Origin of the sequence: Peribacillus sp. NPDC097197, assembly GCF_050278025.1 — a bacterium.
Taxonomy (GTDB): domain Bacteria; phylum Bacillota; class Bacilli; order Bacillales; family DSM-1321; genus Peribacillus.
On sequence record NZ_JBNNST010000004.1, the window covers coordinates 73,713 to 87,394 of the forward strand.

Genomic DNA, 13,682 nt, shown 5'->3' on the forward strand with positions numbered 1-13,682 from the left:
AACGCTATTAGCTAATAGAAACGATTTTGACGCTCATTTCGCCGCCTGGCGTTAGGATTGATACTTTGTCGCCAACTTTTTTCCCAATCAAGCTTTTGGCAATGGGAGAATCATTCGAGATTTTGCCTTCGAATGGATCTGCTTCAACGCTACCCACGATGGAATACGTTTCTTCATCACCATTTGGAAGTTCTATGAATGTTACAGACTTACCAAGAGTTACTGTATCTGTATTCAAATCATTGTCTTCAATGATTTTAGCATTACGAATCATGTTTTCGATGGTAGTGATACGACCTTCAACAAATGCTTGCTCTTCTTTTGCAGAATCATACTCAGAGTTCTCTGAAAGATCGCCAAAACTACGGGCGATTTTGATTCTTTCCACCACTTCTTTACGTTTAACCGACTTTAAATGTTCTAGTTCCTGTTCTAACTTCGCTTTACCTTCGTTAGTCATTGGATATACTTTTTCAATTGCCAAAACCCTTCACTCCTTCAAATTCTTCACAGCTGACATCCCGCCGTGACCAGTTTATGTACTCTATAAGTGCTTACCCGAAAAAAAATATATATAATCACATGCCACTACGGAACAACCGTCCCTTAGTATATAAACCGACTGCATTAAGCAGCCGGTTCGTTCTGTATCAAGAATAGATTATTGTGTTTTCCAACATTTGTCCAGTCTTTCCCTATAAATAATTGGGATTTTTATATATATGAGGTAAAATGGCACCTATCATTATTTATGCTATGTTATTACAAAAAAGACTTTTGTTCAAGGATTGTTTGTATTTTTGTTACCATGAGGTCAATTGCCACATGGTTTTGCCCACCTTCAGGAATGATGATATCGGCATATCGTTTCGTCGGTTCGATGAACTGATTATGCATCGGGCGAACGACGCTGATATATTGATCGATGACAGAATCCAAGGAACGGCCACGCTCTTTAATATCACGAGTCATACGTCGAAGGATTCGCAAATCTGCATCTGTATCCACATAGAGCTTCATATCCATCAAGTCTCTTAGGCGTTGGTCTTCCAATACCAAGATTCCTTCAAGAATGATGACGTCTTGTGGTTCAACCGTTATGATTTCATCTGACCGCGTATGATTCGCGTAATCATAAACCGGTTTCTGAATCGTTTCATATTTCAATAATGCATTGATGTGTTCAATCAATAAGTCATTATCGAATGCAAACGGATGATCATAATTCGTTTTCAAGCGTTCCTCAAACGGCAAGTGGCTTTGATCTTTATAATAATAATCTTGTTCGAGCATCAAGATGGAATGTCCATTGAAGAATTCAAAAATTGAGCGTGTTACACTTGTTTTACCTGATCCCGACCCACCGGTAACTCCGATGACTACTGGTTTTTTCCTTGTCATGTTAATTCTCCTTACGCATCATATTGTTCACATATACCGGCTTATCTACTTGAATGCGGACAATTTGAAGCGGATGACGTGCTGCGTCCAACTCTTTACCCATTTCATCCCAGATAATGCCGATTTTTTGAGTAAAGTTCTCAATCTCGGGTCCGAAGAATTCCACTTCATCACCAGGCTTGAAGAAGTTACGCTGCTGTAAGGTAGCAATTTGAGTTTCCTCATTATAATCAAGTACCAATCCAGCGAAGTCAAAGCGAGTCTTTACGGTATGATTCCCGAACATTTGTTGTTTATACCCAGGGATTTCCCCCTCCATGAACGATGAAGCCGTCTCACGGTTTGCACATTTATCAAGCTCTTCCAACCATTCAGGTTGGATCTTGTAATGATCCGGATCTGCGCAATACGCATCAATCACTTTACGGTAGACACTAATTACCGTTGCGATGTAGTGAATGGATTTCATCCGGCCTTCGACTTTTAAACTATCAATCCCAATTTCGATCATGCCTGGCAAGGATTCGATCAACTTCAAATCTTTCGGACTCATCGCGAATGGTGCATCTTCTTTATCGAATAACGCTTTCTCTCCATCCTGATTCAATTCGTACAAGTCATAATCCCAACGGCAGGACTGACAGCATCCTCCCCGGTTGGAGTCACGTGCCGTCATATGGTTGGAAAGTGTGCAACGGCCTGAATAGGCAATACACATTGCCCCATGTATGAAGGTTTCAATTTCGATGTCGACTTTTTCCTTCATTTCACGGATTTCATCAGCACTCGTCTCACGAGCTAGCACGACACGCTCCAGACCTTCTTCTTTCCAATACTGGACAGCCTTCCAGTTCGTAAGCGACTGTTGCGTGCTCAGATGAATTTCTACTTCCGGAGCCACACGCTTACACGTTTCGATGATCAATGGATCTGCCACGATAATTCCATGAATCCCCGTATCACGAAGGCCTTCCATATATTCTTCAAGACCATCGATATTTTCATTATGGGCATAGATATTCGTAGTCACATATATTTTCGCACCGTACTTTTTAGCGAATTCGACGCCTTCTTTCATTTCTTCAAACGTGAAGTTTCCGGCATTCGAACGTAGACCATATTCCTGTCCGCCAATGAATACGGCATCTGCGCCATAATGGACAGCGATTTTTAGTTTTTCCAGATTACCAGCAGGAGCCAGCAATTCAGGTTTTTTTACAATGACTCTCTTTCCATCAACTATCTTGGAAATTTTATCAGCAATAGCATTCAAGGCTATTCCTCCTCTTTCCCTTACTTAATAAACCGATTCTTTAAAGAAGAATCCGGTATCCAACTCACGGTTATCAGGTTGAATCGCTTGGACTTTTTCGAACAATTCCATTTTGACATCCTCATAGCGATCTGGATTATCCGCACATAAATCTATCGCCTCACGGTATAATCTTGTGACGGCCACAATGTATTCGGGCGTTTTCAGGACCCCATCGATTTTCAGGGAATCCATTTCCGCTTCCATCAATTCCTGAAGTTCATCAATCATGCACATATCATTCGGACTCATGATATGCGTACCGTTTTCATCTTCATATATCGGATATTTGTTTTCACGTTCCGTATCATGCAGGAACATATTCTTTTGCTCTGTTCGGTTTCCGACTTCCAACGCCTTGCCTTGGTATTCGAAATAGTTGCCAAGTAGCGTACGCTTCGACTGGAACATACATGTCATGCCGTGAACTTGAACTTCAATTTCAACTTCGGCATGCTCCTTCATTTCGATGATTTCGTCCAAGCTGATTTCACGGGCTGCAACGGCCCGCACCGCTCCGCGTTTCCCCCAGTAATTACAGGTGTACCAGTTGGTAACCGTCATCTCTGTGTTCCAATGTAATGGCATATCAGGGGCAACAGCCCTTACAGCCATCAGGACTGCGGGGTCACCGTAGATAATCCGGTCAGCTCCTGCTTCTTGTAGGAAAGCTATATAGTCTTCAAGCTCGTCCACTTTATCATTATGAAAGATTGCATTCATGGACACGTATACTTTTTTACCTGCAGTATGCGCCATTTCAATTGCCTTCTTAACGTCCACACGAGTGAACTCCCCCGCTAAACGAAGCGCATAACGCTGCTCACCGATTACGAATGCATCAGCACCCGCCTCGATCAGTTCAGCTAGATGTGCGATATTTATCGGAGTCACCAGTAATTCAGGCTTTTTCATGTTTGTCACCTCTATGTTTACTAATAGCTACACCATCACCAATCGGTAAAATCACGGTATCGTAATGAGGATGGTCATGCAGCCAGATATTAAAGTCTTTTATTTTTCTAATAAGCGCTCGCTTACGTCTCGTCATTTCCATCTCTTCGATGTTTTCAGCAACCAAGCCTTTAAATAATACATTATCAGTAATGATTATGCCAGCTTCATTCAGGAAAGGTTCGAACAGCTCAAAGAAACGCTTGTACTGTCCTTTCGCTGCATCCACAAAGATGATGTCGAACGGGCCATGATCCTTCACGTGAGGCCCTGCTTCTAGTGCATCGCCTTCTATGAGTGTGATTCGCTCCGAAAGACCAGACTTGGCTATGTTCGCCTTCGCCTGTTCAATACGCGCTTCATTCCGTTCCAGCGTGACAATACGCACATCCGGTAAGGTTTCTGCCATTCTAATCGCCGAATATCCGATTGCTGCGCCCACTTCCAATATGGCCTTCGGTTGGTGAAGCCTCAAAATCTGTAGCAGCACCTCTATTCCTTCAGGCTCCATGATCGGTACATTATGTTCCCTTGCAAAATCCTCTAGCTCCTTAATCAATCCGGTACGTTCCGGAAGTAAGTCGTGAAGATATTGGTCTATTTTTCCGTTCAAGACATTTCCTCCAATGATAAAAAAAACGAAAGCGTCTTGGCCGGCTCTCAATGAAATTCCGCATCATATACAAAACGAACTAGAACCAGCATCACTTGACTATCTACGTTTCCTTATCTTTTCAAAATAAAACCCGGCAAAAGCCGAGTTACAGTCATCAATAAAATCGGATCTGAAATTTTTACGTTTACTATTCTATCATAAAAACAAGGGGAAAGTAATATCCCTCTCCCCTTAGTCCCTATTGGCCTTGCCATTTATTTATTGGTAATATGCTGTGCCTTTTTATTATTGTGCTCTTCCAGTGTTTTGGAATATAGAACTTCTCCTTCAGGTGTAGCCAAGAAATAAAGGTAATCGGTCTTCTTAGGCTTTAAGACCGCTTCAATCGAAGACTTTCCGGCGTTAGCGATCGGACCTGGAGTCAGGCCTTTGTTTTTGTACGTATTATATGGTGATTTCACCTCAAGGTCTTTGTATAGGACCCTGTCTTTGTGTGAGCCTTTTGCATACAAAACGGTAGGATCCGTTTGTAATGGCATATCTTCCTTGAGTCGATTATAAAAGACCGAAGCTATGGTCTTACGATCGACCTGAGCTGTTGCTTCTTCTTCAACGAGTGAGGCAAATGTCAATAGCTGGTGGGCCGTATACTCTTTTTTCTCCATCAGTGATTCGAATGGCTGAAGGGTTTCCTCCGTTTTCTGGAGCATCTCCACTACCATGGATTCAATGGATGGTTTTTCTTCATAAAAGTCATAGGTTGCCGGATACAGGTACCCTTCAAGTGGATATACGACATTTTCATTATCGATTTCCGATGTCAGAAGCTCAGGGAATCTCGTTTGCATGGATTTTACGAATTCCTCATTATTCAATTTCTTAAATATCTCTTTAGAGTCTTGATCTGTCTTCACAGCGATAATATCGGCTATTTGGACTAGCTGCTTGCCTTCCGGAATCGTTATCCTAAGGACGGCCTCTTTCATCAGTTTCCCGGTTTTGATGCTCGTCACAATATCCTTGATTGGCATCGATGGAGAGAGCTTATACTCTCCTGCCTGAAAGCCGGATTCATTTCGGAACTTAATATAATATTTGAAAACACGCGCGTCTTTGATGATTTCCTGCTCTTCAAGCAAAATCGAAATATCACTAATGGAGGAACCAATCGGTATTTTCACCGTCTTGATCGTATCATCCTCTGGATCAAAGGGCTTCATCGCCGAGTTAATATAGAAGAATCCCACAAGGACGACTATCCCTACAATTAAAATAAGTGCAGCAATCGTAATCATGATAATTTTACGGACAAGCTTGGCCTCCCCTTGTTGTTCTAGCATCTTCATTCGAATATGTTGTTTTTTAGATAGCTTTTGATTCTTTTCATCCATTTCCATTCCCCCTGCAAACTGCACACCCACTACAGATTGTTTCTAGAAGATGCTTTCTCTAAGAATAACTTTGCTTCGAATATTATACTAAAACCTACAAATAAATACATGTTTTTTGTATAACTACCTTCGTTCCTACTCTATTTATGGCAAAAGAAGGCCAGTTTTGTCAATAGAAGGTGGTTATTTTATAGGAATAAAGTGATAGGTTCCCGTCTATATAAATACAATGAATTTTCCGAACTTCGTTGTATCAGTTTCTTTAATTCATACAACTATTTGGATATTCATGATAAAATCCTTTTAGTGTGGAAGGGTGTGGAAAAAATGGATAATTCCTATGTCATGGGGTGGGGCACATTAGCATTAATCAATGCCGGAATTGCCCAGGGTAAAAACAGAACGGGTTTAAATTGGTTTCTATTATCATTAGTTTTAGGTCCAGTCGCTACTTTTATTCTCTTGTTTGTGGAGAAAAGATAAGGGATGGGGACATACTAAAAAAAACTGGCCTTGGGATACAAGGCCAGTTTTTGAGAAATTATCTTCCTTCTTCTTCTGCTTCTTCATTATCAAGGAATGTATTCAACATTTCCTCGACTAGATCCCACTCTTCTTCAGTTTCGATTGGAGCAAGCTCACCATCTTTGCTGTCTTCACTTGGTGTGAATGATGAAGCGTGGATTTCAATTTCTTCCTCGTCATCTTCAGCAGACATTGGGTAATAAAGTACGTAAGATTTGTTGAATTTCTCAGAGTCAAATGTGAATAAGATCTCACAAAGCTGTTCGTTACCATTCTCATCTACTACTGTAATATTGTTTTCACCGTGTTCCATTTATCTTCACCTCATATTGAATTTGTTTGTCTGTCCAAGAACCCTTGTAGAATCATGACAGCTGCCATTTTATCAATGACTTTCTTGCGTTTACTTCGGCTCACGTCCGCCTCGAGAAGGACACGTTCAGCTGCCATCGTTGTCAACCGTTCGTCCCAGAGAAACACTGGCAGCTTGAATTTCCATTCTAAGCGCTTGGCGAATTCTTGACTGATTTCGCCGCGCGGGCCAATGGTTCCGTTCATGTTTTTCGGGAGACCAATGACAATCTTAGAAACTTCGTATTCTTGTATGATTTCCTTGAGACGTTTTAAGCCGAATTCGTTTCCAGCTTCGTTAATTTTGATTGTTTCCAATCCTTGTGCAGTCCAACCCATCGCGTCACTCACGGCGACACCGATGGTTTTTGAACCTAAATCAAGACCCATTGTGCGCATTAGTATTCCTCTCGATGGTTCTTAAGATACGATTTGACCAATTCTTCAATGATTTCATCGCGTTCCAGCTTGCGGATTAAGTTGCGAGCATCCATATGGCGCGGGATATAGGCCGGGTCACCTGATAATAAATAACCGACAATCTGGTTAATCGGATTATACCCTTTTTCCTGGAGAGCCACATACACTTTTGACAAGACTTGCTGAACATCTCTTTCGAATGGTTCTTCAGGGAAATTGAACTTCATCGTTTTATCAAAGGAACTCATTATCATACACCTCTCCTCAGCGTCTTAGAATTCCATCATTACCTCATTGTACAACACTTTTCACTGATTATGAAATCGTTAGGACCCATTCTTCAACAAAATTAAGTGCCGCATCCAATTTTTCTGGGTCTTTCCCACCTGCTTGTGCCATATCTGGGCGTCCACCGCCTCCGCCACCGCAACGTGTAGCGACTTCTTTAATCAATTTACCTGCATGGAAACCGCGATCGATGTAATCTTTCGTAACGCCGGCTATTAAGTTGACTTTATCTCCTTGAGCCGATCCCAACACGATAATGACTGAATCAAGTTTTTGTTTTAACTCATCTGCCATTGCACGTAAATTATTCATGTCAGTAGCTTGGACTTTGGCCACAAGGACTTTCACGCCATTGATTTCTTTTACGTTCGAAACAAGGCTTCCCGCTTCGATATTGCTTAATTTAGCAGCAAGGCTATCGTTCTCACGTTGAAGTTCTTTAGCATCCGCCAAAATGGTTTCGATTCTTGCAGGAACATCCTTCATATTCGTTTTCAATTTAGACGCTGCATCCTTCAATACATGAATCTGTTCAGCCATCAAGTTGTAGGCTCCCGCTCCTGTAACGGCTTCAATCCGGCGTGTACCCGCCCCGATGCCACTTTCAGAAACAATTTTGAATAAGCCGATCACTGCTGTATTCGGTACATGGACACCACCACATAGCTCAAGGCTATAGTCGCCTATTTGAACGACACGGACAATCTTGCCATATTTCTCACCGAATAGGGCCATCGCACCCATCGCTTTTGCTTCTTCGATATTTTTATATTCCGTATTCACTTGTAAGCTTTGCCAAATTTTTTCGTTTACAATCGTTTCGATTTGTTCAATTTCTTCTGCCGTAATCTGACCGAAGTGTGAGAAGTCAAAACGAAGGCGCTCCGCTTGTACAAGCGATCCGGCTTGATTGACATGCGTTCCTAAGACATCCTTCAAAGCTTGGTGTAGAAGATGTGTAGCCGTGTGGTTTTTCGTAATCTGGATGCGGTTTTCTTGATTGACCGCTGCCATGACTGTTGCATCAGTTGTTAATGTACCCGCAGTAACCGTGACACGGTGTAGGTTTTGGCCATTCGGTGCTTTTTGCACATCAAGGACATCCACTTTCACCAATTCACTCACAAGCGTTCCTTTATCGGCAATCTGCCCGCCACTTTCCGCATAGAATGGCGTTTTATCCAGGATTACCTGTACATCTTCGCCTTCATGTGCTTCCGTCGTAAGCTCACCATTTTTCACGATGGCTACGATTTTCGCTTCAATTGAAGCTTGATCATATCCGACAAATTCACTTTCGACTTTAATCTCACCTAATATTCCACCTTGGATTTGCATGGAGTCTACATCTTGACGAGCAGAGCGTGCACGTTCGCGTTGTGCTTCCATCTCTTTTGCGAAGCCATCTTGGTCAACTGTCATGCCTTCTTCTTCCGCATATTCCTCCGTCAATTCAATCGGGAAGCCGTATGTATCATACAAACGGAATGCATCGCTACCAGGAATGACCGTGTTGCCTTTTTCTTTTTCCTTCTTGATGACTTCAGAAAGGATTGCAAGACCATCATGAAGCGTTTCATGGAAACGTTCTTCTTCATTTTTGACCACTTTCGCAATGAAGTCCTTCTTGTCGAGAACTTCTGGGTAGAAATCCTTCATGATTTCGCCCACCACTGTCACAAGTTCAAACATGAATGGACGGTTGATGTTGATTTGCTTAGCATAACGAACCGCTCTGCGCAGTAAACGGCGTAATACATAGCCTCTTCCTTCATTGGATGGGAGTGCCCCATCCCCAACAGCGAATGCCACGGTCCGGATATGGTCGGCGATGACTTTGAATGCCACATCTTTCTCGGGATCGACACCATATTTCACATCGGCGATTTCTTCTACCGCATGAATGATCGGCGTGAAGAGGTCCGTATCATAGTTGGTTGCTACATTCTGCACGACAGAAGCCATACGCTCAAGCCCCATGCCTGTATCTATATTTTTCTTTGGAAGCGGTGTGTAAGAACCGTCCGGATTATGGTTGAATTGAGAGAAAACAAGATTCCAGACTTCTAGATGACGTTCATTTTCGCCACCTGGGAATAGTTCTGGATCATTCGGGTCATCTCCATATTCAGGTCCACGATCATAGAAAATCTCCGTATTCGGGCCACTCGGACCTTCACCGATATCCCAGAAGTTTTCTTCCAGACGAATGATTCGTTCAGCAGGAATGCCGATTTTCTTGTTCCAAATCTCGAATGCTTCTTCATCTTCCGGATGGATCGTTACGGCTAACTTTTCTTTATCGAAACCAATCCACTTTTCGTCGGTCAGGAATTCCCAAGCCCATGTGATCGCTTCTTCTTTAAAGTACTCACCAATGGAGAAGTTACCAAGCATTTCAAAGAATGTATGATGGCGTGCTGTTTTCCCCACGTTCTCGATATCATTTGTACGGATTGCTTTTTGAGCGTTCGTAATTCTTGGATTCTCAGGAATCACCCGTCCGTCAAAATATTTTTTCAATGTGGCTACCCCGGAATTGATCCATAGCAATGATGGATCTTCATGCGGAACCAATGACGCGCTTGGTTCGATATTATGACCTTTTTCACTAAAGAAATCTAAATACATTTGGCGGATTTGAGCACCAGTTAAATACTTCATCTATATATCCTCCTCTAAAAAATATGTAATTTTGCGCACGACAAAAACTCCCATCCCAAAAACAGGGACGAGAGTCAACTCGCGGTACCACCCTGATTATGGACACATAAAACACCTTGTCCATCACCTTCATAAATGCCTTAACGCGGCAAGACGGCAGGTATTAACTGCTCTCCGGACTAGCTTTCTGCTGCTCTTCACCTCGCCATCCCTTTCAGCCTAAGGGGATGCCTCTCTTTTAGATGGTCTTCAGCATACTTCGTCCTTCAACGAATTATCTTATGTATTGGATTATATTCACAAGAGTTTTATTTGTCAACAAGCGGCGGCCTCTTTCTGAAATGAACCCTGGCATGCTGCACGAAAACTTTCAAAATGGCCAAAATCGGGATCGCAAGCACCATTCCAATAATTCCGCCTACCTCACCACCAGCCAGGAGGGCAAACATGATAAAAAGTGGGTGCATATGAAGGCTTTTCCCGACAATGAGTGGCGACAAAATATTCCCTTCAAGAAATTGCAGGATGGCCACGATGACAACGACGATGATCACCATTTTGACAGAAATGGTAGCGGCTATGATGACCGCTGGAATGGCCCCGATGATGGGACCAAAATAAGGGATTACGTTCGTTATCCCGATGATTGCACCCAATAATAAAGGATATTCCATCCCGGTGATCCAAAACAGCAAGGATGAAATCACGCCGATCGCAGCACATACGATAATCTGTCCCCGGATATATCCCCCAAGAGAAGCATCGACATCTTGGACAAAGGCACGGCCCTGCTTGCGCCACCTTTTCGGCGTCATGTACCAGGCCATCCTTTTCAAAGAAGCAAAATCTTTCAGGATATAAAAAGCGATGAATGGGATGATGCCAATTAAAAGTACGAAATCGAATAGTTTCAAGGCGAAGTCCATCAGCTTTTCCGGCATTTCACTTAACCAATTTTCAAAAAGGACAACGCCTTCCTCGAATCGTTCGTGGATGCCGAACGGCCAGTCTGCGGTTTGATGATTAAGCTTTTCCACCCTGCTCCGATATTGTTCAACCAGTTCCGGTACACTCTCCGAAAGTTCCCGTACTTGACTGGTCATCATGGGAATTCCCTTATATACCGCAAATCCGATTCCTCCGAAAAAAACCAAATAAATAATCACAATCGATAGCCAACGGCGCATCCCTTTTTTGTTCAAGAATTCCACGACCGGATGCAGCAAGTAACTAATGAACGCTCCGATGAAAAATGGCAGTAGGACTGTTAAAACCACCGTAACAACGGGACCCCACATAGGCTTCAGTTTCATAAAAATATAGATGATGAAAAATAAGAGCAACAAAAAACCGAGTCGATAAAACCATTTCATGCGAATACTCACCTTACCCACCTCCCTAGCCCACTTATTATTCGAAGGGGAAGGGTTTTTCATACCCATATACTAGAAAAGCGATGCAATCATTGCATCGCCTTTTCAAATGGTTAGAGCATCGATTTTATTTTCTTTCGAATTCTCTTCATTTTTTTGTTTATCGTTTTAGAATTCATCATGTTCATGAATCGTCTAGCCATTACATGCACCTCTTCCGTTAATTACATTTGAAGCGGCGGTCATTTTCCTCGAACAAATCATCCAAAGAGCTTAAACTTCCATCTTCTTCGACCTGATGCGTGTTGATCAAACCTTCAGAAATGGTCATTTCTATAAAACAATTCCAACAATAAAATTGGTTTACGCCAATTTTCCCGACATCCTTACTGCGACAATTCGGACATTGTATTTCCAAAATGGACACCTCACTGTTCATAAACTGAAACAATGATGGCATCCTTCCCTAAAGTAGGTGGTTGTTTTGACTCAATCACTGTCGATTCTGAGAAAAAACCATCCGTTGTTTCATACGCTATAATCGTGCCCATTTTTTCCAGAAAATATACGTCCTGCAGTAAGCCTAGCTCGTCGCCCATTTCTGAAAGAAGCATACGACCCACTACCTGATCCTTTGAAAACCAGATGGAATCGTCCATCATTTTCTTTGGTGTCATATCCTGTTGCAGGACGACCCCATCGGGACCAAAGGAAAAGATATCTTCCAGTGCCAGAAGAAGATCCTTCTTGAATAATGCTTGCCGATGGATGACCAGACCGTTCACCAGCCCAGCATCTGATAGTGATAAATCGTGAACCATCCCGATTTTCTCACCCTGGGCAGTAAAGACCGGCAACCCCTTCAATACAGAAAACGTCCGCAAAGTCATCCCGCCCCTCCGAACATTTTTAGTATTGCTTCCTCCCCTCCATTAGATGTACTGAAAGGTTTTCCATTCCTTTTTCAGGCAAGAAAAAAGACCGGTTTCCCGGTCCTGCCTTTCTACCAACCCCTGCTGGAACCTCCGCCTCCCGAGCTTCCTCCGCCTCCGCCTCGAGGACCGCCACCGCCACGGCCGCCCCCTCCGCCTCCGCGACTGATGAACATCAAGAGGATATTGAGTAAGGTTTGAAGGAAAAATCCTTTGAAAAGTTTAGCATCCAAAAAGACCACAATAATCGCTACGATGATGATGAGGAAAATCTGAATGCCCGATAGCTGAGTGTTTTCTTCCGGTTGAACGGCATAATCTTGATAAAAGTCTTCCCCTAGATTGTACTCTTGTAAAACCTCATTATAGACGGCCTTATATGTTTCAGTCAGAGCAAGATTGTATTGATTCGCCTTCAAATGCGGAATGGCCACATTGTCCAATATCTGTCCTGATTGGATATCCGTAATGGCCCCTTCCAATCCGTACCCCACTTCGATCCGAATTTTCTTTTCCTCGACGGCGAGAACAATAAGGACTCCATTGTTCAAATCCGCATCGCCGAGTTTGAATGACCTTAAAGCCTCAACAGAATATTCTTCGATTTCAGAGCCTTCCATGGAATTGACGGTCAACACGGCCACCTGTGCTTTGCTGGCATCCTCCAACCTTTTTCCCAACTCAATTAACTCGGCTTTTTCCTGATCATTCAAGACGCCGGCAAAGTCCTGGACATAGATGTCACCAACTGGTTTTGGGATATTCGGTTCTGCTGCGACTACGTTTGCAAAGTTGAAAGTGAAAAGGAAAAGGAGCGCAAACACAGCAAGCTTTTTCATTACTTATCGCTCCCGAAATCAACCTTTGGTGTTTCTTTGTCTTGTTCACTCACTTCATAATACGGTCTCGTATCAAAGCCGAATGCACCTGCCATCATGTTCTTCGGAAAGCGTTTAATTTCCTTGTTATACGAGGTGACCTGGTCGTTATAATCTTTTCTTGCCACAGTCAAGCGGTTCTCCGTTCCTTCCAAGCTATCCATAAGACTTTTGAAATTCTCATTGGCCTTAAGGTTTGGATACTTCTCCACTACCACCAAGAGGCGGCTCAATGCCCCGCTCAGTTCTTGATCGGCACCGATCGCATCCTCGGTGGTATTGGCACCGGCTAACTTCGCGCGGGCATCACTGACCGCTTTAATGGCCTCCGTTTCATGTGAGGCATAACCTTTTACCGTTTCCACAAGGTTCGGTATTAAATCCGCCCTTCGTTTTAATTGGTTATCCACCTGTGACCACTTATTGTCCACATCTTCACTGCTGCTGACGAGGCTGTTATAGGAAGTCGCGCCAAAAATGATAAGCAGGACCACGACAACTAGTCCGATTAACCAACCTTTTTTCATACTGTTTCCCCCTTATTTTGTTTCTAAGTATAATTACATTCTATATTTAT

General features: G+C 42.9%; 16 protein-coding genes. 1 reads left to right on the forward strand and 15 read right to left on the reverse strand.

What is annotated here, in order from left to right:
- Nucleotides 1–7: 7 nt before the first annotated feature.
- The 6 genes from greA to mltG all read right to left on the reverse strand — a co-directional run bounded on the left by greA (nt 8) and on the right by mltG (nt 5,674).
- Nucleotides 8–484: a transcription elongation factor GreA gene (gene greA / locus ACQKL6_RS07025; protein WP_402869683.1), complete on the reverse strand. Its 477-nt coding sequence runs from the start codon at nt 482–484 to the stop codon at nt 8–10.
- A gap of 278 nt (nt 485–762) precedes the next feature.
- Complete coding sequence (udk, locus tag ACQKL6_RS07030) at nt 763–1,401, reverse strand: uridine kinase (protein WP_402869685.1); 639 nt, start codon at nt 1,399–1,401, stop codon at nt 763–765.
- A gap of 1 nt (nt 1,402) precedes the next feature.
- Complete coding sequence (locus ACQKL6_RS07035; protein ID WP_427650892.1) at nt 1,403–2,674, reverse strand: peptidase U32 family protein; 1,272 nt, start codon at nt 2,672–2,674, stop codon at nt 1,403–1,405.
- 24 nt (nt 2,675–2,698) lie between these two features.
- On the reverse strand, nt 2,699–3,628 hold the full coding sequence (locus tag ACQKL6_RS07040; protein WP_427650893.1) for a peptidase U32 family protein: 930 nt from the start codon (nt 3,626–3,628) through the stop codon (nt 2,699–2,701).
- Complete coding sequence (locus ACQKL6_RS07045) at nt 3,615–4,280, reverse strand: O-methyltransferase (RefSeq protein WP_402869691.1); 666 nt, start codon at nt 4,278–4,280, stop codon at nt 3,615–3,617. The genes ACQKL6_RS07040 and ACQKL6_RS07045 overlap by 14 nt, the downstream gene beginning before the upstream one ends.
- Before the next feature lie 257 nt (nt 4,281–4,537).
- On the reverse strand, nt 4,538–5,674 hold the full coding sequence (gene mltG, locus ACQKL6_RS07050; protein WP_402958335.1) for an endolytic transglycosylase MltG: 1,137 nt from the start codon (nt 5,672–5,674) through the stop codon (nt 4,538–4,540).
- 327 nt (nt 5,675–6,001) lie between these two features.
- On the opposite strand from mltG, the gene ACQKL6_RS07055 reads away from it, so the two are divergent.
- Complete coding sequence (locus ACQKL6_RS07055; protein ID WP_402869695.1) at nt 6,002–6,157, forward strand: hypothetical protein; 156 nt, start codon at nt 6,002–6,004, stop codon at nt 6,155–6,157.
- 58 nt (nt 6,158–6,215) lie between these two features.
- Here the strand turns inward: ACQKL6_RS07055 and ACQKL6_RS07060 are convergent, their stop codons facing one another.
- The 9 genes from ACQKL6_RS07060 to ACQKL6_RS07100 form a co-directional block, all read right to left on the reverse strand.
- Nucleotides 6,216–6,512, reverse strand: a complete 297-nt coding sequence (locus ACQKL6_RS07060; protein ID WP_402869697.1) for a DUF1292 domain-containing protein — start codon at nt 6,510–6,512, stop codon at nt 6,216–6,218.
- Nucleotides 6,513–6,523: 11 nt separating this feature from the next.
- Nucleotides 6,524–6,949, reverse strand: a complete 426-nt coding sequence (ruvX, locus tag ACQKL6_RS07065) for a Holliday junction resolvase RuvX (protein ID WP_402869699.1) — start codon at nt 6,947–6,949, stop codon at nt 6,524–6,526.
- On the reverse strand, nt 6,949–7,218 hold the full coding sequence (locus ACQKL6_RS07070; protein ID WP_402869701.1) for an IreB family regulatory phosphoprotein: 270 nt from the start codon (nt 7,216–7,218) through the stop codon (nt 6,949–6,951). Before ACQKL6_RS07070 ends, ruvX begins: the two co-directional genes overlap by 1 nt.
- 67 nt (nt 7,219–7,285) lie before the next feature.
- Nucleotides 7,286–9,922, reverse strand: a complete 2,637-nt coding sequence (gene alaS, locus ACQKL6_RS07075) for an alanine--tRNA ligase (RefSeq protein ID WP_407407800.1) — start codon at nt 9,920–9,922, stop codon at nt 7,286–7,288.
- A 308-nt stretch (nt 9,923–10,230) separates the two neighbouring features.
- Nucleotides 10,231–11,307 (reverse strand): AI-2E family transporter, encoded by a 1,077-nt coding sequence (locus tag ACQKL6_RS07080; protein ID WP_403121997.1) that lies wholly within the window; start codon nt 11,305–11,307, stop codon nt 10,231–10,233.
- Nucleotides 11,308–11,515: 208 nt separating this feature from the next.
- On the reverse strand, nt 11,516–11,734 hold the full coding sequence (locus ACQKL6_RS07085; protein WP_402869707.1) for a hypothetical protein: 219 nt from the start codon (nt 11,732–11,734) through the stop codon (nt 11,516–11,518).
- Nucleotides 11,724–12,185: a PRC-barrel domain-containing protein gene (locus ACQKL6_RS07090; protein ID WP_402869709.1), complete on the reverse strand. Its 462-nt coding sequence runs from the start codon at nt 12,183–12,185 to the stop codon at nt 11,724–11,726. Before ACQKL6_RS07090 ends, ACQKL6_RS07085 begins: the two co-directional genes overlap by 11 nt.
- 113 nt (nt 12,186–12,298) lie before the next feature.
- On the reverse strand, nt 12,299–13,066 hold the full coding sequence (locus tag ACQKL6_RS07095) for a TPM domain-containing protein (RefSeq protein WP_402958327.1): 768 nt from the start codon (nt 13,064–13,066) through the stop codon (nt 12,299–12,301).
- Nucleotides 13,066–13,632, reverse strand: a complete 567-nt coding sequence (locus ACQKL6_RS07100) for a LemA family protein (protein ID WP_402869713.1) — start codon at nt 13,630–13,632, stop codon at nt 13,066–13,068. Before ACQKL6_RS07100 ends, ACQKL6_RS07095 begins: the two co-directional genes overlap by 1 nt.
- Nucleotides 13,633–13,682: the final 50 nt, after the last annotated feature.

Bases quoted from the DNA above. Each gene is read 5' to 3' on its own strand.
- udk (WP_402869685.1), bottom strand. From the start codon at position 1,401: ATGACAAGGAAAAAACCAGTAGTCATCGGAGTTACCGGTGGGTCGGGA.
- ACQKL6_RS07040 (WP_427650893.1), bottom strand. From the start codon at position 3,628: ATGAAAAAGCCTGAATTACTGGTGACTCCGATAAATATCGCACATCTA.
- mltG (WP_402958335.1), bottom strand. From the start codon at position 5,674: ATGGATGAAAAGAATCAAAAGCTATCTAAAAAACAACATATTCGAATG.
- ACQKL6_RS07055 (WP_402869695.1), top strand. From the start codon at position 6,002: ATGGATAATTCCTATGTCATGGGGTGGGGCACATTAGCATTAATCAAT.
- ACQKL6_RS07060 (WP_402869697.1), bottom strand. From the start codon at position 6,512: ATGGAACACGGTGAAAACAATATTACAGTAGTAGATGAGAATGGTAAC.
- ruvX (WP_402869699.1), bottom strand. From the start codon at position 6,949: ATGCGCACAATGGGTCTTGATTTAGGTTCAAAAACCATCGGTGTCGCC.
- ACQKL6_RS07070 (WP_402869701.1), bottom strand. From the start codon at position 7,218: ATGAGTTCCTTTGATAAAACGATGAAGTTCAATTTCCCTGAAGAACCA.
- alaS (WP_407407800.1), bottom strand. From the start codon at position 9,922: ATGAAGTATTTAACTGGTGCTCAAATCCGCCAAATGTATTTAGATTTC.
- ACQKL6_RS07085 (WP_402869707.1), bottom strand. From the start codon at position 11,734: ATGAACAGTGAGGTGTCCATTTTGGAAATACAATGTCCGAATTGTCGC.
- ACQKL6_RS07090 (WP_402869709.1), bottom strand. From the start codon at position 12,185: ATGACTTTGCGGACGTTTTCTGTATTGAAGGGGTTGCCGGTCTTTACT.
- ACQKL6_RS07095 (WP_402958327.1), bottom strand. From the start codon at position 13,066: ATGAAAAAGCTTGCTGTGTTTGCGCTCCTTTTCCTTTTCACTTTCAAC.
- ACQKL6_RS07100 (WP_402869713.1), bottom strand. From the start codon at position 13,632: ATGAAAAAAGGTTGGTTAATCGGACTAGTTGTCGTGGTCCTGCTTATC.